The organism is Pseudomonas sp. Pseusp49, assembly GCF_059491875.1.
On record NZ_CP168514.1, the window covers coordinates 1,184,987 to 1,206,161 of the forward strand.

The following is a 21,175-nucleotide window of genomic DNA, read 5'->3' on the forward strand; positions in this document are numbered from 1 at the left end:
AGCGGACAGTCCCACCCAGAGCCCATCCCGCCTTTTTTCAACGGGATGAGAAGTGGCGTGCATCCGTCTTATAAATGAAACACCGCCCTCGGCTATACTCCCCGCATTTCGAATCAGGCCTGAGGATTGACTGTGAAGAACTGGACATTGCGCCAACGCATTTTGGCGAGTTTTGCGGTCATTATCGCCATCATGTTGTTGATGGTGGTCGTCTCGTATTCGCGGTTGCTGAAGATCGAAAGCAGTGAAGCGAGCGTACGTGAAGACGCGCTTCCCGGGCTGTATTACAGCTCCATGGTTCGCAGCGCCTGGGTGGACAGTTACCTTCGGGCCCAGGAAATTCTTGGATTCAGTGAAGGGCAGGGGTTGAGTGCTGAACAGGCGGAAAACTTCAATACCTTCGAAACCCGTCTGCAAGCGCAGATGAAGAACTACAGCGACACGGTCACCACGGATGAAGACAAGGTCGAGTACGCCGCCTTCATAAAGCTTCACGACGACTACAGCAAAGTCCTGGCTGCGGTGCTCGACCTGCACAAGCGCAATCAGGCCGTCGAAGCGATCCGCTTGTTCAACGAACAATTGACCCCGGCCTGGACCGCGGGGCGCATGAAACTCAACGACATCATCAGCGAAAACAAAGGAGTGGCGGACCGGGATATCGCGGCCATCGACGATGCGGTACTCACCGCAAAAGTCATCATGGGCATTTCCCTGGTGATCGCCGTGCTGGCTGCCGGTCTGTGCGGCCTGCTGTTGATGCGCGCAATCATGGCGCCGATGAACCGTATCGTGCAGATCCTCGAAGTCATGCGTACGGGCGATCTCAGCCGCCGTCTCAATCTGGAGCGCAAGGACGAGTTCGGTGCGGTGGAGACCGGTTTCAACGACATGATGACCGAGCTCACTTCGCTGGTGTCCCAGGCACAGCGCTCGTCGGTGCAGGTGACCACGTCGGTCACCGAGATCGCCGCCACCTCCAAGCAGCAACAGGCCACTGCCACGGAAACCGCCGCCACCACCACGGAAATCGGCGCGACCTCCCGTGAAATCGCCGCCACCTCCCGGGACCTGGTGCGCACCATGACCGAGGTCTCCACCGCTGCCGATCAGGCTTCCGTGGCCGCCGGCTCCGGGCAGCAGGGCCTGGCGCGCATGGAGGAAACCATGCATTCGGTGATGGGCGCGGCCGATCTGGTCAATGCCAAGCTGGCGATCCTCAACGAGAAGGCCGGCAACATCAATCAGGTGGTGGTGACCATCGTCAAGGTGGCCGACCAGACCAACCTGCTGTCGCTCAACGCCGCCATCGAGGCCGAGAAGGCCGGTGAGTACGGGCGCGGTTTTGCCGTGGTCGCCACCGAAGTGCGGCGCCTGGCGGACCAGACGGCAGTGGCCACCTACGACATCGAGCAAATGGTGCGCGAGATCCAGTCCGCGGTCTCGGCCGGGGTCATGGGCATGGACAAGTTTTCCGAAGAAGTGCGTCGCGGCATGTCCGAGGTGCAGCAGGTCGGCGAGCAGTTGTCGCAGATCATCCATCAGGTCCAGGCGCTGGCGCCGCGGGTACTGATGGTCAACGAAGGGATGCAGGCCCAGGCTACCGGTGCCGAGCAGATCAACCATGCGTTGGTGCAGTTGGGTGATGCCAGCAGCCAGACGGTCGAGTCTCTGCGCCAGGCCAGTTTCGCCATCGATGAACTGAGCCAGGTGGCCGTCGGGCTGCGCAGCGGCGTTTCGCGATTCAAAGTCTGATGAGCGAAATCACGGCCAAGCGCTCTGCCGTGAAGCAGGCGCTGCATGCATTGTTTCTGGTGTTTCGCATCGGCAGCGAGCGCTATGCCTTGAAGGCTGTCGAAGTGGCTGAGGTGCTGCCGCGCCTGCCGTTAAAGCCCATTGCCCATGCCCCCGCCTGGGTCGCCGGGGTGTTCGCCTATCGGGGTGCCGTGGTGCCGGTGATCGACTTGAGTGCACTGACGTTTGGTGCACCGGCACAGGCCCGTACCAGCACCCGACTGGTGTTGGTCAACTACCGCCCGGATGAAGCCGGCGAGACACAACTGCTCGGGCTGATTCTGGAGCAGGCGACCGACACCTTGCGCTGCGATCCGGCGGACTTCCAGCCCTACGGCCTGGACAATCGCCAGGCGCCTTACCTGGGGCCGGTGCGCAAGGACGAGCAAGGCTTGCTGCAATGGGTACGGGTCAGTGATCTGCTGAACGATCAGGTGCGCGCCTTGTTGTTTCCTTCGCCGCCAATGGATCCGGCGCTGCTGCAGGAGCGGCCATGAACAGCGACCAGCGTTTTTTCGACTTTCTCAAGGAAACCATCGGACTCGACGTGACCTCGGTAGGACCGGCGATCATCGAGCGAGCGGTGCGCCAGCGCAGCATCGTTTCGCAAGCCGTGTCGGCCGATGAATATTGGCGCACCTTGCAGGGGTCACGGGACGAGCAACAGGCGTTGATCGAAGCGGTGATCGTTCCGGAAACCTGGTTCTTCCGCTATCCGGAGTCCTTCGCCACCCTGGCGAAACTGGCGAGCAAGCGGCTGGCTGAAATCAACAACCTGCGCGCACTACGGATTCTCAGCCTGCCGTGTTCCACCGGTGAAGAACCGTACTCAATCGCCATGGCGTTGCTCGATGCCGGGCTCAAGCCGCACCAGTTCAAGGTCGACGGCATGGACGTCAGCCCGTTGTCGGTGGATAAAGCCAGGCGAGCCTTGTACGGCAAGAATTCCTTTCGGGGCGACGACATCGCCTTTCGCGACCGCCATTTCATTGCCGAAGGCGACGGCTATCGCCTGGACCCGCGTGTGCAGGAGCAGGTGCGCTTGCAGGTCGGCAATCTGCTGGACCCGGCCTTGCTGGCCGGTGAGCCGCCATTCGATTTCGTGTTTTGTCGCAACCTGCTGATCTATTTCGACCAGCCGACCCAGAAGCAAGTCTTTGAAGTCCTCAAGCGTCTGACCCATGATGACGGCGTGCTGTTTATCGGCCCGGCCGAAGGCAGTCTGCTGGGGCGTCTGGGGATGCGCTCGATCGGTATCGCGCAGTCCTTCGCCTTCAGTCGACAAGGGACTGCGGAGCCTGTACCCCTGCCGACATTCGTTCCAACCCCCTTGCCTGTGCCGCAACCGTTGCGCAATCGACCAGCAGCGCCGGTGCGCAGCCGTCCGTTCGCCGGTGTCGTGCCGCTGGCGCCTGTGCCGAAAACCTCTGGCACCGATACGGCCGCGCTGCTGGCGAACATCGCCGGGCTGGCCAACGAAGGCAAAAGCGCCGAGGCAAAAGCCGCGTGTGACAGCTATTTGCGCAGTCATGAACCGGTAGCCCAGGTGTTCTACTGGCTGGGACTGCTCAGTGATGTAGCGGGAAATGTCCTGGAAGCCCAGGGCTTTTATCGCAAGGCGTTGTACCTCGAACCGCAACATCCCGAAGCGTTGATGCACCTGGCCGCCTTGCTGCAGGCCCAGGGTGACGCGGCGGGGGCCAGACGATTGCAGGAGCGTGCCGCCCGCAGCGCACGCGCCGCCGACAGTGAGCGTAAACGATGATCGCCTCCGACACCTTAAGCGTCACCCGGGATGCCCAGGCCATCGACGATTGCTGGAACCGCATCGGTATCCACGGCGACAAGTCCTGCCCGTTGCTGGCCGAACATATTCATTGCCGCAATTGTGCCGTGTATTCGGCCGCTGCGACGCGTCTGCTCGATCGTTATGCCTTGCAGCAGGAAGAGCGCGGGCCAGTGTCCGTCGCGCTCGAGAGCGAGGTGAAAACCCGCTCGTTGTTGATGTTCCGCCTGGGGGAGGAGTGGTTGGGCCTGGCCACGCGCAGCCTTGTGGAAGTGTCGCCGTTGCAGACGATTCACTCTTTGCCGCACCAGCGCTCCCGGGCCTTGCTCGGCGTGGCGAATGTGCGCGGCGCGCTGGTCGCCTGCCTGTCGCTGGTGGAGCTGCTCGGGCTCGACGGCACCGGCAATGTGGCGCCGGGTGCGCGAGTCATGCCGCGCATGCTGATCATCGCGGCCCATGGCGGGCCGGTGGTGGTGCCGGTGGACGAAGTCGACGGGATTCACGCCATCGACGAGCATGTCCTCGATAGCGCATCGCGCTCGGGGGCCCAGGCCAGCGCCAAATACACTCGTGGCGTGTTGCAATTCAAAGGTCGCAGCCTGCGTTGGCTGGATGAAGAACAGCTGTTGTCCGCCGTGACCCGGAGCCTCACATGACCCCCGAGCAAATGCGCGACGCCTCTTTGCTGGAGCTGTTCAGCCTGGAGGCCGAAGCCCAGACCCAGGTCTTGAGTGCCGGCCTGCTGGCGCTTGAGCGCGATCCGACCCTGGCCGATCAGCTTGAATCGTGCATGCGCGCGGCGCACTCGCTCAAGGGCGCGGCGCGGATCGTGGGCGTCGATGCCGGGGTCAGCGTCGCCCACGTCATGGAGGATTGCCTGGTCAGTGCCCAGGAAGGGCGCCTGTTGCTGCGCCCCGAACACATCGATGCGTTGCTGCAAGGCACCGATCTGCTGATGCGCATCGCCACGCCGGGCAACAACCCGCAGACCTCGGACATTGAGGCTTACGTATCCTTGATGGCACGCTTGCTGGATCCGACAGCGCCGCTGGTTGCGCCTGCCGAACCGGTCATGGCCGAACGGATTATTTCCGAGCTCATGCTCGAAGCACCTGCGCCCGAGGTCGAGCCGCCGGCGCCTGTCGTCGAACCGTCTCCGGCGCCAGCCCCGCGCAAGACCAAACGCACCACCGAAAATGGCGAACGTGTGTTGCGCGTCACCGCCGAGCGCCTGAACAGCCTGCTCGATCTGTCCAGCAAATCCCTGGTGGAAACCCAGCGCCTGAAGCCGCATCTGGCGACCATGCAGCGACTCAAGCGCATGCAGAGCAACAGCCTGCGAGCGCTGGAAAATCTCAACGTTCATCTCAAGGATCACGCCTTGAGCCTGGAAGCCCAGGAAGCCCTCGAGGATGCGCGGCGCTTGCTCGCGCAATCCCAGCAGTTGCTCATGGAAAAGAACGCTGAACTCGATGAGTTCGCCTGGCAGGCCAGCCAGCGGGCGCAGGTGTTGTACGACACGGCGCTGGCTTGCCGCATGCGGCCCTTTGCCGATGTGTTGACCGGGCAGGTGCGCATGGTCCGTGATCTGGGGCGCGACCTGGGCAAACAGGTGCGACTGGAGATTGAAGGCGAGAAGACTCAGGTCGATCGCGACGTGCTGGAAAAGCTCGAGGCGCCGCTGACTCACCTGTTGCGCAACGCGGTCGATCACGGCATCGAACTTCCGGAACAACGCCTGCTGGCCGGCAAGCCGGCGGAAGGTTTGATTCGCCTGCGCGCGTCTCATCAGGCCGGTTTGCTGGTGCTTGAATTGAGCGATGACGGTAACGGCGTGGATCTGGAAAAAGTCCGTCGCAGTATCGTTGAACGAAATCTGTCCCCCGCAGAAACCGCCGCGCAGTTGAGCGAGGAAGAACTGCTGACGTTCCTGTTCCTGCCCGGTTTCAGTCTGCGCGACAGGGTCACCGAGGTGTCCGGTCGTGGGGTCGGCCTGGATGCGGTGCAGCACATGGTCCGGCAGTTGCGCGGTGCGGTGGTGCTGGAGCAGACGGCGGGCGAGGGCAGTCGCTTCCATCTTGAAGTGCCGTTGACCCTGTCGGTGGTGCGCAGCCTGGTGGTGGAAGTCGGCGACGAGGCCTATGCCTTTCCGCTGGCGCACATTGAGCGCATGTGTGATCTGGAGCCGGCGGACATCGTGCAGGTCGAAGGTCGCCAGCATTTCTGGCACGAAGGCCGGCATGTCGGGCTGGTGGCGGCCAGCCAGTTGCTGCATCGCCCGGCCAGCCAGAACAGCGGGCAAACCCTGAAAGTCGTGGTGATTCGCGAGCGCGATGCGATCTACGGCGTGGCCGTGGAGCGGTTTATCGGGGAGCGGACATTGGTGGTGCTGCCGCTGGATGAACGTCTGGGCAAGGTGCAGGACATTTCCGCCGGGGCCCTGCTCGACGACGGCTCGGTGGTGCTGATCGTCGACGTCGAAGACATGCTGCGTTCGGTGGAAAAACTGCTCAACACCGGGCGCCTGGAACGCATCGCCCGCCACAGCAATCAGGTGGTCGAGGCAGCCCGCAAGCGAATTCTGGTGGTGGACGATTCCCTGACCGTGCGAGAGTTGCAGCGCAAGCTGTTGCTCAATCGCGGGTACGACGTCGCGGTTGCGGTAGACGGCATGGACGGCTGGAACGCGTTGCGTTCGGAGGATTTCGATCTGCTGATCACCGACATTGATATGCCGCGCATGGACGGCATCGAACTGGTTACGTTGCTGCGTCGGGACAATCGCCTGCAATCGCTGCCGGTGATGGTGGTGTCCTACAAGGATCGTGAGGAGGATCGGCGCCGTGGACTGGATGCCGGTGCCGACTATTATCTAGCCAAGGCCAGTTTTCATGACGACGCCTTGCTCGATGCAGTGGTCGAGCTCATTGGAGGAGCGCGTGCATGAGGATTGCGATCGTCAACGACATGCCCATGGCGGTGGAGGCCCTGCGCCGCGCCCTGGCATTCGAGCGGACACACGAGGTGGTCTGGGTCGCCGGCAATGGCGCCGAAGCGGTGCGCCTGTGCGCGCAGGACACGCCGGACCTGATCCTGATGGACCTGATCATGCCGGTGATGGATGGCGTCGAGGCCACGCGGCGGATCATGGCCGAGAGCCCGTGCGCCATTGTCATCGTCACCGTGGATCGCCAGCAGAACGTGCACCGGGTGTTCGAGGCCATGGGCCACGGTGCGCTGGACGTGGTCGACACCCCGACCGTCGGCGCCGGCAATGCCCAGGAAGCGGCTGCGCCGTTGTTGCGCAAGATCATGAACATCGGCTGGCTGATCGGCGACAAGGGCAATCGCCCGCGCCCGGCGCCGGCACCGTTGCGCAGTTCGGGTTCACGCCAGAGCCTGATCGCCATCGGCTCATCCGCCGGTGGGCCGGCGGCGCTGGAAGTCTTGCTCAAGGGCCTGCCGCGTGATTTCTCCCCGGCCATCGTGCTGGTGCAGCACGTTGACCAGGTGTTTGCCGCCGGCATGGCTGAATGGCTCGGCAGTGCCAGCGGCCTCAACGTGCGCCTGGCCGAGGAAGGCGAGCCGCCGCAAAGCGGCACGGTATTGCTGGCCGGCACCAATCACCATATCCGCTTGCTGAAAAACGGCACGCTGGCCTACACCGCCGAACCGGTCAACGAGATCTACCGGCCTTCCATCGATGTGTTCTTCGAGAGCGTGGCCAGTTACTGGAACGGTGATGCCGTGGGGGTTTTACTCACCGGCATGGGGCGTGATGGCGCCCAGGGGCTTAAACTCATGCGCCAACAGGGCTACCTGACCATCGCACAAGACCAGGGCAGCAGTGCGGTGTACGGCATGCCAAAGGCGGCCGCAGCCATCGACGCTGCCGTGGAGATTCGCCCGCTGGACAAGATAGCGCCACGATTGCTGGAGATTTTCGCCAAATGAGCACTTTTTTCCTCATTCCTGGCTCAGGTAGTACTCAGGTGACCGCACATGAATGAATTACAGCTCGACGACTTCAAGACCGACGAAAACGCCGCCATGGTGTTGCTGGTGGACGATCAGGCCATGATCGGCGAAGCCGTGCGCCGGGGCCTGGCGAACGAAGAGAACATCGATTTCCACTTCTGCGCCGATCCACACCAGGCCATCGCCCACGCGGTGCGCATCAAGCCGACGGTCATCCTGCAGGATCTGGTCATGCCCGGCCTTGACGGTCTGAGCCTGGTGCGCGAATACCGCAATCACCCGGCGACCAAGGACATTCCGATCATCGTCCTGTCGACCAAGGAAGACCCGCTGATCAAGAGCGCGGCCTTCGCGGCCGGGGCCAATGATTACCTGGTCAAGCTGCCGGACACCATCGAACTGGTCGCGCGTATCCGCTATCACTCACGGTCCTACATGACCCTGCTGCAACGGGACGCGGCGTACCGCGCGTTGCGGGTCAGCCAGCAGCAACTGCTCGACACCAACCTGGTCCTGCAACGCCTGATGAACTCCGATGGCCTGACCGGGCTGTCGAACCGTCGGCACTTCGACGAGTACATGGAACTGGAGTGGCGCCGCTCGCTGCGTGAGCAGAGCCAGTTGTCGTTGCTGATGATCGATGTCGACTACTTCAAGGCCTACAACGACAGCTTTGGCCACCTGGAAGGCGACGAAGCCCTGCGCAAGGTCGCCGCGGCGATCAAGGACGCCAGCGCCCGCCCTTCGGACCTGCCGGCCCGCTACGGAGGCGAAGAATTTGCCCTGGTGCTGCCCAATACCTCCCAGGGCGGCGCGCGGCTTGTCGCCGAGAAGCTGCGCCAGACCGTGGCAGCCCTGAAGATCCCGCATAACTCGCCAACCGAAGGGGCGAGCCTGACCATCAGCATCGGCCTGTCGACCATCACCCCGAAAGCGGGCAGCAACTGCCGCGACCTGATCCTGGCGGCGGACAAGGGACTGTATTCGGCGAAAAACAACGGACGCAACCAAGTGGGGATCGGGTAAGCACCACGCCCCTGTAGGAGCTGCCGCAGGCTGCGATCTTTTGATTTTGTTTTTTACAGGCAAGATCAAAAGATCGCAGCCTTCGGCAGCTCCTACAGATCCTGGCGGCGGACAAGGGGCTGTATTCGGCGAAGAACAACGGTCGCAACCAAGTGGGGATCGGGTAAGCACCACGCCCCTGTAGGAGCTGCCGCAGGCTGCGATCTTTTGATTTTGTTTTTTACAGGCAAGATCAAAAGATCGCAGCCTTCGGCAGCTCCTACAGATCCTGGCGGCGGACAAAGGGCTGTATTCGGCGAAGAACAACGGGCGCAACCAAGTGGGCATCGGGTAAGCACCATGCCCCTGTAGGAGCTGCCGAAGGCTGCGATCTTTTGATTTTGTTTTTTACAGGCAAGATCAAAAGATCGCAGCCTGCGGCAGCTCCTACAAGTTTTCGTCGCAACCCCCAACCATTCGCCCCTAAAGCCGCCAGGCGGGCTGCCGTGACAGCTTGATTGCGTTATACTCGCCGGCTTTCAAAAGTTCGCCAACGAGTGCTGCCCGTCATGGAAATCAACCCGATCCTGAACACCATCAAGGACCTGTCCGAGCGCTCCGAAACCATTCGGGGGTATCTTTGACTACGATCAAAAGCATGAGCGTCTGACCGAAGTCAATCGCGAGCTTGAAGATCCGAGTGTCTGGAACAAACCTGAATACGCCCAGGAGTTGGGCCGCGAGCGCGCTGCGCTGGCGCAGATCGTCGATACCCTGGACGAACTGAACACCGGTCTGGCCGATTGCCGCGACCTGCTGGACATGGCTGTCGAAGAAAACGACGAAGGCGCAGTGGACGATGTCGTCGCCGAGCTGGCCCGTCTCGAGGAAAGTCTGGCCAAGCTGGAATTCCGTCGCATGTTCAGCCACGAAATGGACCCGAACAACGCCTACCTGGACATCCAGGCCGGTTCCGGCGGCACCGAAGCCCAGGACTGGGCCAACATCCTGCTGCGCATGTACCTGCGCTGGGCCGACAAACGCGGTTTCGATGCGACCATCATGGAACTGTCCGCCGGTGAAGTCGCCGGGATCAAGGGCGCGACCGTGCACATCAAGGGCGAATACGCGTTTGGCTGGTTGCGGACCGAGATCGGCGTTCACCGTCTGGTGCGCAAGAGCCCGTTCGACTCCGGCAACCGTCGCCACACCTCGTTCTCCGCGGTCTTCGTCTCGCCAGAGATCGATGACAAGGTGGAAATCGAAATCAACCCGGCAGACTTGCGGATCGACACCTATCGTTCCTCGGGTGCCGGTGGTCAGCACGTAAACACCACCGACTCGGCCGTACGTATCACCCACGTACCGACCAACACCGTGGTCAGCTGCCAGAACGAACGTTCCCAGCACGCCAACAAGGACACCGCCATGAAAATGCTGCGGGCCAAGTTGTACGAGCAGGAAATGCAGAAACGCAACGCGGCGTCCCAGGCGCTGGAAGACACCAAGTCCGATATCGGCTGGGGTCATCAGATCCGTTCGTACGTGCTCGATGCCTCGCGGATCAAGGATCTGCGCACCAACATCGAACGCAGCGACTGTGACAAGGTGCTCGATGGCGACATCGACGAATACCTGGAAGCGAGCCTGAAGTCCGGGCTGTAAGTTACTGACACACCGCGATCCCCTGTAGGAGCCGGCTTGCCGGCGATCCCCGGCCGCAGGCCGGGGAAAACGAACCAGATGGAATATTTAAAGACATGAGCGACCTAGAACTCGACCCGCAAGCCCTGCAACAGGAAGAAAACTCCCTGATCGCCCTGCGCAAGGAAAAGCTTGCTGCCGAGCGCGCCAAGGGCAATGCCTTCCCGAATGACTTCCGCCGCGAAAACTACTGCGATGCACTGCAGAAACAGTACGCGGACAAGACCAAGGAAGAGCTGGCAGAGGCTGCGATCCCGGTCAAGGTTGCCGGTCGTATCATGCTCAACCGTGGCTCGTTCATGGTGATCCAGGACATGACCGGTCGTATCCAGGTCTACGTCAATCGCAAGACCCTGTCCGAAGAAACCCTGGCCGCGGTGAAAACCTGGGACATGGGCGACATCATTGCCGCCGAAGGCACCTTGGCCCGTTCCGGCAAAGGTGACCTGTACGTTGAAATGACCAGCGTGCGCCTGCTGACCAAATCCCTGCGCCCGCTGCCGGACAAGCACCACGGCCTGACCGACACTGAACAGCGCTACCGCCAGCGCTACGTTGACCTGATCGTCAACGAAGACGTGCGCCAGACCTTCCGCGTGCGTTCGCAAGTCATCGCCCACATCCGCAGCTTCCTGATGAAGCGTGACTTCCTGGAAGTGGAAACGCCGATGCTGCAGACCATTCCGGGCGGCGCGGCCGCCAAGCCGTTCGAAACCCACCACAACGCGCTGGACATGGAAATGTTCTTGCGCATTGCACCTGAGCTGTACCTCAAGCGCCTTGTTGTCGGCGGGTTCGAGAAAGTGTTCGAGATCAACCGCAACTTCCGTAACGAAGGCGTTTCGACTCGTCACAACCCTGAATTCACCATGTTGGAGTTCTACCAGGCCTACGCCGACTACGAAGACAACATGGACCTGACCGAAGAACTGTTCCGTGAGCTGGCGCAGCTGGTTCTGGGCAGCACCGACGTGCCATACGGCGACAAGGTGTTCCACTTCGGCGAGCCGTTCGTGCGTCTGTCGGTGTTCGACTCGATCCTCAAGTACAACCCTGAGTTGACCGCCGACGACCTGAACGACATCGACAAGGCTCGCGCCATCGCCAAGAAAGCCGGCGCCAAGGTGCTGGGCTTCGAAGGCCTGGGCAAGCTGCAGGTGATGATTTTCGAAGAGCTGGTCGAGCACAAGCTGGAACAGCCGCACTTCATTACCCAGTACCCGTTCGAAGTGTCGCCGCTGGCCCGTCGTAACGACGACAACCCGAACGTCACCGACCGTTTCGAGCTGTTCATCGGTGGTCGTGAAATCGCCAACGCCTACTCCGAGTTGAACGACGCGGAAGACCAGGCCGAGCGTTTCATGGCCCAGGTGGCCGACAAGGACGCCGGCGACGACGAAGCCATGCACTACGACGCCGACTTCGTGCGTGCGCTGGAGTACGGCATGCCGCCAACGGCGGGTGAAGGTATCGGTATCGACCGCCTGGTGATGCTGCTGACCAACTCCCCGTCGATCCGCGACGTGATCCTGTTCCCGCACATGCGGCCGCAAGCGTAAGTGTTTCAACTAAAAAAGCCGCCTTTTCAGGCGGCTTTTTTATTGCCTGTCTGGTACAAACGTATCAACTTGTTACTTTCATCTGAGAGGAAATACCTGTCGTGATTCGTGCAATGGCTCAAGAAGGTGCAGCGGGTATCGCCACTGCGGTCGCTGAAAGTGTTCAGTACCAGGGTCGCAAGGCCAGCCGACAGGGCAGTGAGCAGCGTCGACAGGACATTCTCGACGCCGCGATGCGCATTGTCGTGCGCGATGGCGTGCGTGCAGTCCGGCACCGTGCGGTGGCCGCCGAGGCGCAAGTGCCGTTGTCGGCAACCACTTACTATTTCAAGGATATCGATGATTTGCTCACCGATACCTTCGCCCAATACGTGGAACGCAGTGCCGCTTACATGGGCAAGCTGTGGGTGAACAACGAGGGCCTGCTGCGTGACATGATCGCCAGTGGCGATGGCAGCCCGCAGGCGCGCTCGAAACTGGCGGACGATATCGCACGGCTGATGACCGATTACGTTCACCGGCAACTGATCAATCGCCGCGAACACCTGATGGCCGAGCAGGCGTTCCGCCAGGAGGCGTTGCTTAACCCGCGCCTGGCCGAACTGGTGCGTTCGCATCAGCAAATCCTGTTGCAGGGCTCTTGCCAGCTGTTCCAGGTGCTGGGCTCGCGCGAGCCGCATCAGGATGCCAAGGTGTTGACGGCGATTATCGGCCGGATGGAATATCAGGGCCTGCTCAACGTAGACGAGCCTGCCGCCGAAGAGGAAATGCTCGGCATCCTGACGCGCTACATGCACCTGGTGCTGGCATCGGTGTAACGCGATCCCTGTAGGAGCTGCCGCAGGCTGCGATCTTTTGATCTTGTTTTTAAAGGATCAAGATCAAAAGATCGCAGCCTGCGGCAGCTCCTACAGGTCGGCGGTGTATTCATAGGGAGTATTGAATGAAAGCCTGGCGTGTCGTTGTGATCGCCTTGTCGTTCTTGCTGCTCAGTGGCTGTCTGGTGTCCTTCAAGGAGCCGCTGCCTGCAAGCGACCCCGCGCCCAAAGGATTACTCGGCAAATGGACCAGCACCAATGCCTGGGGCGAGGCGCTCAACCTCGAACTGACCCGCCTCGGCGACAATCGTTATCAAGCCGTCAGCTATTACCGGGCCAGGCCCGGGGAGCGGGAGGCCTATCCTTTCACAGTGTCGCGTCATGGCAGCCGCTGGTACCTGTCGGCAAAAGTGCCGGCGCAGTTCGGCGGGCATTTCACCCTTGGCGGTTTTGAGCTGACCGACAAACATGAGTTGGTGGTCTACAACCTCGACCTCGAACAGATCAACCAGGCCATCAAGCAGAACGCCCTGAGCGGTGAAAGCTTCCAGACCAACGAGGGCGATGGCGTATTGATAGACAGCCAAATGGATCAAGTCGCCGCCTACCTCGACGACCCGGCCAATTCCGATGTGTTCGTCGAAGCGGTGCGCTATCAGCGCCAGGCCAAGGCCAAGTAAGCAGCACCCACAGGTTTCTACAGGAGTTTCGCGTGGACGATTACCAACAGTCGATACGCATTTTGTCTGATCGCATCGTACTGGCACAGACGCCGATCCGCGTACTCGATGCGGTCAAATGGGACGACAACATTCGCAAGGGCTTCCTCAAGGCCAAGGGCAAGGAAATGCCCGCGGTGGACCGCGACTACTACCTCAACCGGCCGCTGGCGTTCGACTCCAGCAAAGTGAAGCTGGAGTTCCAGAACATCGAGCGCGACATCACCCGCCAGCTCGGCCAGTTCAACCCCGTCGGTCAGATCATGCGGCGCATGTGCAAGGAGTACCGCATGGTGGTGCGCATGCTCGAAGCGCGCGGCACCGAGGATTTCGGCCTGATTTCCCAGGAATTGTACGGCGCCGCGTCCGACGCGTTCCATGCCGGCGACCCGACCCTGTCCGACCTGGGCATGATGCTGTCCGAATACCTGAACAACATCGACGGCCGTGGCGACCTCAAGGACGAACCGAAGACGCTGACCGCCAAGGATGCGGTCGACCTATTGCAGCACCGGTTGAACAAGGTGTTTGGCGAAGCCGAGGAAACCATCCGGGTGTTCGAGTCCGATGGCATCGTCGCCGATGCGGCGGCCGGCGCCGACTACATCAAGATCCGCTCCGACGCGATGTTCAACCAGCGCGATGTGCGCGCCCTGGAGGTCCACGAAGGGCTGGTGCACGTCGGTACCACGCTCAACGGCCTGAACCAGCCGATCTGCACCTTCCTGGCCAAAGGCCCGCCCTCGTCGACGGTGACCCAGGAAGGCCTGGCGATCCTGATGGAAATCATCACCTTCGCCTCGTACCCGAGTCGCCTGCGCAAACTGACCAACCGCACCCGCGCCATTCACATGGTGGAGGAAGGCGCGGATTTCCTGCAGGTGTTCGAGTTCTTCCGTGAGCAAGGCTTCGAGATGCCCGAGAGCTACAGCAACGCCAGCCGCGTGTTCCGCGGCTCGGTGCCGACAGGTCTGCCATTCACCAAAGACTTGTCCTACCTCAAGGGCTTCATCATGATTTACAACTACATTCAACTGGCCGTGCGTAAAGGCAAGCTGGAGCAGATACCGCTGTTGTTCTGCGGCAAGACCACCCTGGAAGACATGCGTACCTTGCGTCAGCTGGTGGACGAAGGCCTGGTGGTGCCGCCCAAGTACCTGCCGGAACAGTTCCGCGACATGAACGCGTTGTCGGCGTGGATGTGCTTCTCCAACTTCCTCAACCACCTGAGCCTGGACCGGATCGAGGCGGATTACTCCAACATCCTTTAAGGCTGGTGAGATCCAAATGTGGGAGCGGGCTTGCTCGCGAAGGCAGTGTGTCAGCCAACTGAGATGTTGAATATTAAACCGCATTCGCGAGCAAGCCCGCTCCCACATTGAACCGTGTTCCACCCCTTTTCTGCGAGGTTTCAACGGATGAGAATCCTCGGCATCCTTTGCCTTTTCCTGGTCTTGAATGGCTGCAGCTCGCTGCTGTTCTATCCGGAACCCGGCCAGTTGTTCACCCCGGAAAAGGCCGGGCTCGAGTATCGCACCATCACCTTGAACACCGCCGATGGCCTCAAGCTGAATGCCTGGTGGCTGCCGGTGAAGCAGGGGGTTGAGGTCAAGGGCACGGTGCTGCACTTGCACGGCAATGGCGGAAACCTGCCCATGCACCTTGGCGGCAGTTTCTGGTTGCCGAAAAATGGTTACCAGGTGTTGCTTGTGGACTATCGCGGTTACGGCCTGTCCGAAGGCGAACCGAGCCTGCCGGCGATCTACCAGGACATCGATGCGGCGTTCGCCTGGCTGGACAAGGCGCCGGAGGTTCAAGGCAAGCCGCTGATCCTGCTCGGCCAGAGCCTCGGTGGCTCGATGGCCGTGCATTACCTGGTCCAGCACCCGCAACGGCAGAAACAACTCAAGGCTTTTGTCCTCGATGGTGTGCCCGCCAGTTACCGTAGCGTCGGTCGCTATGCGTTGAGTAATTCATGGGTGTTCTGGACGTTCCAGGTGCCGTTGTCGTGGCTGGTGCCAGACGGCGACAGCGCGATCAACTCCATGGCGCAACTTAAATATGTGCCGAAACTGATCTACCACAGCATCGACGATCCGATCGTGCCTCTTTCCAACGGCATCCGACTGTATCAAGCTGCGCCCCCGCCGAGGGTGCTGCAACTGACCCGGGGCGGTCACGTGCAGACGTTCGCCGACCCGGTCTGGCGTAACGTCATGCTGCGCTATCTCGATGACCCGCAGCATTTCAACGGCCTGCGCCGCCTGGGTGAAATTCCCAATTATCCGGCACCCCCGAATTCTGAAGATGAACCACCAGAGAGTCCGCAATGAGTGAAGAACGTAACGCCATCCCGCTGATCATCACCGGTATCTGCAGCATCCTCGGCACCGTCGGTGCCCTGTGGTGGTACGGCTACCTGCACTTCGCCAAGCCCGAGGATGCGTTGCTGCTCAACGACTTCACCATGCTCAAGACCATTCCGGGCGAAGACTACAAGGTCTCACTGGAACCGGCGGCGCAAGTGGCGCAGTGCATCGATGGCGTGCTGGTGCTGTTTGACATGGAACAGAAAGGCCTGACCGGCGTGCTGGTCGACAGCAAGAAAAAAGCCGTGCGTTGCATGGGGCAGGAGACGCCGCAGAAGCTGGAGCAGTAACCCGGTTCCAACTAACAACACAGATCCAATGTGGGAGCGGGCTTGCTCGCGAAGGCGGTGTATCAGTCAGCATTATTGCTGAAAGTTAAACCGCCTTCGCGAGCAAGCCCACTCCCACATTTGGTTTGTGTTGTGGCTGATTATTGGGTGTATGAACTCACCGCCGAACGCGGCATCACCGGCTGGTTGTCATTGGAAATGGTCACCTCCACCCGGCGGTTCATTGCCCGGCCCGAGGTGCTGGTGTTATCCGCCACCGGATATTCCTTGCCATACCCCTGGGCAACGATGCGCGTCGGGTCGACGCCCATCTTCACCAGGGCCGCTCGCACGGAATCCGCACGACGCTCCGACAGCGACTGGTTGTGCGATACCGTACCGGTGCTGTCGGTGTAACCCTCGACAATCACTTTGCGGTCGGGGTTTTCCTGGAGGTACTGCGCCAGTTTGTTGATGTTCATCAGGCCGTTGGATTTCAGCTCGGCCTTGTCCGTGGCGAACAGCACATCCCCGAAGGTCACCAGTGTCCCGCGCTCGGTCTGTCTGGCGTTGAGGCTGTCCTTCAGTTGTTTGATCTGCTGATCGCGGCCTGCCAGGCGGGCCTCGGCCCGTTGTGCCGAAGTGTTTTTCAGATTGGCTTCAGCGGTGCGCAGGGCAATGGTCTGCTTGGCCAGTTCAACCCGCTGGTTGGTCAGATAGGCAAGCTGGTCAACCTTGGCTGCGTCTTGCTTGTCCCTGTAGGCCTGGTCGGCCTTGTCCAGATAGTCGCTGGCTTCCTTGGTTTCCAGGGCTGCGACTTTGCTGGCTTGCGGGTCGGCTTGCAGGCCGCTGTAGTTGGTGCGGGCCTGTTCGAGGTTGGCGTTGGGCGGCGTGGAGCAGGCCGCCAGGGCGATGGTGGCCGCCAGCAGGGTTGGGATCATCAGTTGAATGCGTTTCATCATTTCGTCCTTTTAGTCGAGTGGGAATGCGTGGCGCCGCGCCGCTTACTGAATGGTGCGCTGGCTTTCCTGACGCAATTCCTGAACGCCTTTCTGCGCGTCCTTCACGGATTGTTCGGCCTTCATCGCCTGGGCCTTGCGCTCTGCGACACGAGCGTCCCACTCGGCCTGTTCGGCAAGTGTCCGGGCCTGGTCATATTTTTTGTCGTGCATGGCGATTTCGGCTTGCTTGAGCTTGTCCTGGGCCGACTTCATTTCCACCGCGGCGAACTCGGTGCCGCCGGCGCTCACGGCGTCGTTGACGGCCGATTGGGTCACCGCGTACTGCTCGGTCGGCGGGTTACCGGCGCAACCGGCCAGGATCAGGCTGCTGCCGAGGGCCAGCGCCGCCAGCTGGAGGCCGCGTGAATGAGTGAACGAGGATGTGCCGGTTCGGGTTTTCATGGTCTTCAACTCCATTGGGCTAACTCCTGAAAAGCATTGAATCCATCCTGGGCAGGGCGCTGAAGCCATCAATTGCGGGGTGTTTTGAAACGCTCGTCCCAGGCGTGGTTACTTGGGTTGACCCGAGGCTTTTTTTGAAAGTTCAGAGAAATTAGCCGGCTATCGAAAAACTTTGACCGAATCGGCAGGGCTCTAAGGCGGGGATTTATGTCACGCACAGCGGTATACCGGACTTTTTACAGGCCCGGAGTAACGCAATTTTTGAAGTGAAAAACGGGCCAGTGTGGGAGCGGGCTTGCTCGCGAATGAGGTTTAACATTCAACAATAATGTTGACTGATATACCGCCTTCGCGAGCAAGCCCGCTCCCACAGGGTTCTACGAAAACTCAGTGTTTCTGTTTGTCGTCCGGCACCGACATGTCGTGCAGATGCCGACGGGACAGCGCCAGAAAACGCGGGGTCGGCCCGATGTCTTCGTACAGTGGATCACCTTCTTCGTCAGTGGCGACCACGGTCGAGCCCTTGATGTACGGGAAGCTTCTTTCCAGCTCTTCGAGCGCGGCGCCAATCAGATCGCCGAGCAGTTCTTCGGGATGCCGCTTGGGGTACATCTCGACGAGCGCGGCCAGCCGTGCGGCGGACTCCACATCCAGATGAATCGAGTAGCCGGTGTCGGTCAGGCGACCCTTGGCGTTTTCTTCCCAGTGGTGGGCAAGCTCGCGAATTTTCATAGTGACCTCATGGCGCGACCGCTCGTGGCGGGCAGGGTGAGTGTCCGGCATTGGCCGGCGACAGCCGTTGTACGGCTTATCTTCAGACTAGCCTCAACGGGCAAGGTTTGAAGGCCCTTCGTCGTCTTGCTTGTAAGAACCTGTCTGGGGCGGCACTCTCTAGGTTCCAAGCCGCCCGGATTTTTTGCTGGAGACCTGCTGATGACCGATATTGATGCACGCTTGCGCGAGGATGTTCACCTGTTGGGTGAGCTGTTGGGCAACACCATTCGTGAGCAATATGGCGACGGTTTTCTCGACAAGATCGAGCAGATCCGCAAGGGCGCCAAGGCGGATCGGCGCGGCTCCATGGACGCCGAGCTCAGCGCCAGCCTCAACCAGTTGAGCGAAGACGAACTGTTGCCGGTAGCGCGGGCGTTCAACCAGTTTCTCAACCTGGCCAATATTGCCGAGCAATACCAGTTGATTCACCGTCGGGAGGAGTCTCAGCCGGCGCCGTTCGAAGCCAGGGTGTTGCCCGAATTGCTCGCTCGCCTGCGCGCCGAGGGTCATGGTGCCGACGCACTGGCCCGGCAATTGGGGCGACTGGAGATTGAACTGGTGCTGACCGCGCACCCGACCGAAGTCGCGCGCCGCACGCTGATCCAGAAGTACGACGCCATCGCCGCGCAACTGGCGGCGCAGGATCACCGCGATTTGACCAGTGCCGAGCGCGAGCAGATCAAGACCACCTTGCAGCGCCTGATCGCCGAAGCTTGGCACACCGAGGAAATCCGCCGCACGCGTCCGACACCGGTGGACGAAGCCAAGTGGGGTTTCGCGGTGATCGAGCATTCGCTGTGGCAGGCCATTCCCAATTACCTGCGCAGGGCCGACCAGGCCCTGCACGCCGCCACCGGCCTGCGCTTGCCCCTGGAGGCGGCGCCGATTCGCTTTGCCTCGTGGATGGGCGGCGACCGCGACGGCAACCCCAATGTGACGGCGGCGGTGACCCGAGAGGTTTTACTCTTGGCGCGCTGGATGGCGGCTGATCTGTACCTGCGCGATGTCGACCACCTGGCGGCTGAGCTGTCCATGCAGCAGGCCAGCGATGAATTGAAGGCCAAGGCGGGTGACAGTGCCGAACCTTACCGGGCCGTGCTCAAACAGCTGCGCGAACGCCTGCGGGCGACGCGCAACTGGGCGCACACCTCGCTGGCGACGCCCACGCCGGCTTCGGCCGATGTGCTGCAAGACAACCGCGAACTGCTCGACCCGTTGGAGCTGTGCTACCACTCGTTGCACGAGTGCGGCATGGGCGTGATCGCCGACGGACCGTTGCTCGATTGCCTGCGCCGGGCGGTGACCTTCGGCCTGTTCCTGGTTCGTCTGGATGTGCGCCAGGACTCGTCGCGACACACCGCGGCCATGACCGAAATCACCGACTACCTCGGCCTGGGGCGCTACGAGGACTGGAGTGAGGAAGAGCGCATCGCCTTCCTGATGCGTGAATTGAACAACCGCCGGCCCTTGCTGCCAGCGTACTTCAAGCCCTCCGCCGACACCGCCGAGGTGCTGGCGACCTGTCGGGAAATCGCCGCTGCACCGGGGGCGTCGCTCGGTTCCTATGTGATCTCGATGGCCGGTGCCGCTTCCGATGTGCTGGCGGTGCAATTGTTGCTCAAGGAATCCGGCGTGCTGCGGCCGATGCGCGTGGTGCCGCTGTTCGAAACTCTGGCCGACCTCGACAACGCCGGCCCGGTGATCGAGAAGCTGCTGCTGTTGCCGGGCTATCGTTCGCGCCTGCAAGGGCCGCAGGAAGTGATGATCGGCTATTCCGACTCGGCCAAGGACGCCGGCACCACCGCGGCGGCCTGGGCGCAGTACCGGGCGCAGGAGCGACTGGTGGATATCTGCCGCGAACAGCAAGTGGAACTGCTGCTGTTCCACGGTCGCGGCGGCACCGTGGGGCGTGGCGGCGGCCCGGCTCACGCGGCGATCCTGTCGCAGCCGCCGGGTTCGGTGGCAGGGCGCTTCCGCACCACCGAACAGGGTGAAATGATTCGATTCAAATTCGGCCTGCCGGACATCGCCGAGCAAAACCTCAACCTGTACCTGGCCGCCGTGCTTGAGGCGACCTTGCTGCCGCCGCCGCCACCAACGCCTGAGTGGCGCCATTTGATGGACGAACTGGCCGCAGACGGTGTCAGCGCCTACCGTGCCGTGGTGCGGGAGAATCCGCAGTTCGTGGAGTATTTCCGCCAGTCCACGCCGGAGCAGGAACTCGGCCGTTTGCCCCTGGGCAGTCGCCCGGCCAAGCGCCGGGCCGGGGGGATCGAAAGCCTGCGGGCGATTCCGTGGATCTTCGGCTGGACCCAGACGCGCCTGATGTTGCCGGCCTGGCTGGGTTGGGAATCTGCCCTGAGCAAGGCACTGGAGCGGGGTGAAGGTGAACTGCTGGGGCAGATGCGTGAGCAATGGCCGTTCTTCCGCACCCGCATCGATATGCTGGAGATGGTCCTGGCCAAGGCGGATGCCGACATTGCCCAGTCCTATGACGAGCGTCTGGTGGAGCCGAATCTGTTGCCATTGGGTGCGCACTTACGCGACCTATTGTCGCAGGCGTGCGCCATCGTCCTCGGCCTGACCGGGCAGTCGCAGCTGCTGGCACATAGCCCAGCGACCCTTGAATTCATCCGCTTGCGCAACACCTACCTCGACCCGCTTCATCTATTGCAGGCCGAGTTGCTGGCCCGTTCACGCGTGCAGGACGTGGCGCAGGGCAGCCCTGTAGAACAGGCCCTGCTGGTGTCTGTCGCGGGGATTGCCGCCGGTTTGCGTAACACCGGCTAAGGTTTTTGCCATGGGGGCAGGCATCCGGCAGGTGAGGCGGATGCCGCCGCAGGACGGGTTGAAAAGTGCTGTCAGGCGACAGTTAATGTTGGGGTTGCGACTTGGGGAACCGTGCGCAATGGTCGCAGGAGGCAGCGGTTTCTCCGACTTTTGGCGTCTTGTGTGGGCGCAGCCTGCTGTGTATCTTGATCAGCCTTTGGCCGTTTG

At 61.4% G+C, this 21,175-nt stretch carries 18 protein-coding genes; 15 read left to right on the plus strand and 3 right to left on the minus strand.

Annotated elements, in window-relative coordinates; genetic code table 11:
• Positions 1 to 132 precede the first annotated feature (132 nt).
• The 14 genes from ACEN83_RS05105 to ACEN83_RS05170 all read left to right on the plus strand — a co-directional run bounded on the left by ACEN83_RS05105 (position 133) and on the right by ACEN83_RS05170 (position 16,022).
• Positions 133 to 1,755 carry a methyl-accepting chemotaxis protein gene (locus ACEN83_RS05105; RefSeq protein WP_495579677.1) on the plus strand — a complete coding sequence of 541 codons (1,623 nt, stop codon included), beginning with the start codon at positions 133 to 135 and terminating at the stop codon, positions 1,753 to 1,755.
• A complete protein-coding gene (locus tag ACEN83_RS05110; RefSeq protein ID WP_116581970.1) occupies positions 1,755 to 2,291 on the plus strand; it encodes a chemotaxis protein CheW in 537 nt (178 codons plus the stop codon). Before ACEN83_RS05105 ends, ACEN83_RS05110 begins: the two co-directional genes overlap by 1 nt.
• Complete coding sequence (locus ACEN83_RS05115) at positions 2,288 to 3,559, plus strand: CheR family methyltransferase (protein ID WP_116581971.1); 1,272 nt, start codon at positions 2,288 to 2,290, stop codon at positions 3,557 to 3,559. The genes ACEN83_RS05110 and ACEN83_RS05115 overlap by 4 nt, the downstream gene beginning before the upstream one ends.
• Positions 3,556 to 4,236, plus strand: a complete 681-nt coding sequence (locus tag ACEN83_RS05120) for a chemotaxis protein CheW (protein ID WP_495579678.1) — start codon at positions 3,556 to 3,558, stop codon at positions 4,234 to 4,236. The genes ACEN83_RS05115 and ACEN83_RS05120 overlap by 4 nt, the downstream gene beginning before the upstream one ends.
• The gene (locus tag ACEN83_RS05125) at positions 4,233 to 6,527 is read left to right on the plus strand and encodes a hybrid sensor histidine kinase/response regulator (RefSeq protein WP_495579679.1); all 2,295 of its coding nucleotides are present in this window, start codon (positions 4,233 to 4,235) and stop codon (positions 6,525 to 6,527) included. The genes ACEN83_RS05120 and ACEN83_RS05125 overlap by 4 nt, the downstream gene beginning before the upstream one ends.
• Complete coding sequence (locus ACEN83_RS05130) at positions 6,524 to 7,534, plus strand: chemotaxis response regulator protein-glutamate methylesterase (RefSeq protein WP_116581974.1); 1,011 nt, start codon at positions 6,524 to 6,526, stop codon at positions 7,532 to 7,534. The genes ACEN83_RS05125 and ACEN83_RS05130 overlap by 4 nt, the downstream gene beginning before the upstream one ends.
• A gap of 48 nt (positions 7,535 to 7,582) precedes the next feature.
• The gene (locus tag ACEN83_RS05135) at positions 7,583 to 8,584 is read left to right on the plus strand and encodes a diguanylate cyclase domain-containing protein (protein WP_495579680.1); all 1,002 of its coding nucleotides are present in this window, start codon (positions 7,583 to 7,585) and stop codon (positions 8,582 to 8,584) included.
• Between the two features lie 548 nt (positions 8,585 to 9,132).
• Positions 9,133 to 10,228, plus strand: a protein-coding gene (gene prfB, locus ACEN83_RS05140) for a peptide chain release factor 2 (RefSeq protein WP_095965010.1) whose coding sequence is annotated in 2 segments (ribosomal slippage) — positions 9,133 to 9,204 and positions 9,206 to 10,228 — 1,095 coding nt in all. Because the reading frame shifts where the segments join, the coding sequence is not laid out codon by codon here.
• 95 nt (positions 10,229 to 10,323) lie between these two features.
• Positions 10,324 to 11,826 carry a lysine--tRNA ligase gene (lysS, locus tag ACEN83_RS05145; protein ID WP_150732066.1) on the plus strand — a complete coding sequence of 501 codons (1,503 nt, stop codon included), beginning with the start codon at positions 10,324 to 10,326 and terminating at the stop codon, positions 11,824 to 11,826.
• Positions 11,827 to 11,927: 101 nt separating this feature from the next.
• The gene (locus tag ACEN83_RS05150) at positions 11,928 to 12,644 is read left to right on the plus strand and encodes a TetR/AcrR family transcriptional regulator (protein WP_041474790.1); all 717 of its coding nucleotides are present in this window, start codon (positions 11,928 to 11,930) and stop codon (positions 12,642 to 12,644) included.
• 125 nt (positions 12,645 to 12,769) lie between these two features.
• On the plus strand, positions 12,770 to 13,324 hold the full coding sequence (locus ACEN83_RS05155) for a hypothetical protein (RefSeq protein ID WP_495579681.1): 555 nt from the start codon (positions 12,770 to 12,772) through the stop codon (positions 13,322 to 13,324).
• Between the two features lie 32 nt (positions 13,325 to 13,356).
• On the plus strand, positions 13,357 to 14,634 hold the full coding sequence (locus ACEN83_RS05160) for a flavohemoglobin expression-modulating QEGLA motif protein (protein ID WP_007975033.1): 1,278 nt from the start codon (positions 13,357 to 13,359) through the stop codon (positions 14,632 to 14,634).
• 147 nt (positions 14,635 to 14,781) lie between these two features.
• Positions 14,782 to 15,696: an alpha/beta hydrolase gene (locus tag ACEN83_RS05165; RefSeq protein WP_116581978.1), complete on the plus strand. Its 915-nt coding sequence runs from the start codon at positions 14,782 to 14,784 to the stop codon at positions 15,694 to 15,696.
• On the plus strand, positions 15,693 to 16,022 hold the full coding sequence (locus ACEN83_RS05170) for a PA3694 family proteiin (protein WP_495579682.1): 330 nt from the start codon (positions 15,693 to 15,695) through the stop codon (positions 16,020 to 16,022). Before ACEN83_RS05165 ends, ACEN83_RS05170 begins: the two co-directional genes overlap by 4 nt.
• A gap of 140 nt (positions 16,023 to 16,162) precedes the next feature.
• On the opposite strand, the gene lptF is transcribed toward ACEN83_RS05170, so the two are convergent.
• From lptF to ACEN83_RS05185, 3 genes are all read right to left on the minus strand, one after another.
• Positions 16,163 to 16,960 carry a lipotoxin F family OmpA-related lipoprotein LptF gene (gene lptF, locus ACEN83_RS05175; protein ID WP_495579683.1) on the minus strand — a complete coding sequence of 266 codons (798 nt, stop codon included), beginning with the start codon at positions 16,958 to 16,960 and terminating at the stop codon, positions 16,163 to 16,165.
• A 45-nt stretch (positions 16,961 to 17,005) separates the two neighbouring features.
• Positions 17,006 to 17,419, minus strand: coding sequence for a DUF4398 domain-containing protein (locus ACEN83_RS05180; RefSeq protein ID WP_495579684.1), 414 nt, complete (start codon positions 17,417 to 17,419; stop codon positions 17,006 to 17,008).
• A 372-nt stretch (positions 17,420 to 17,791) separates the two neighbouring features.
• Positions 17,792 to 18,136 (minus strand): hypothetical protein, encoded by a 345-nt coding sequence (locus ACEN83_RS05185; protein ID WP_007975019.1) that lies wholly within the window; start codon positions 18,134 to 18,136, stop codon positions 17,792 to 17,794.
• A 201-nt stretch (positions 18,137 to 18,337) separates the two neighbouring features.
• Here ACEN83_RS05185 and ppc point away from each other — a divergent pair, with 201 nt between their 5' ends.
• Complete coding sequence (ppc, locus tag ACEN83_RS05190; protein ID WP_495579685.1) at positions 18,338 to 20,968, plus strand: phosphoenolpyruvate carboxylase; 2,631 nt, start codon at positions 18,338 to 18,340, stop codon at positions 20,966 to 20,968.
• Positions 20,969 to 21,175: the final 207 nt, after the last annotated feature.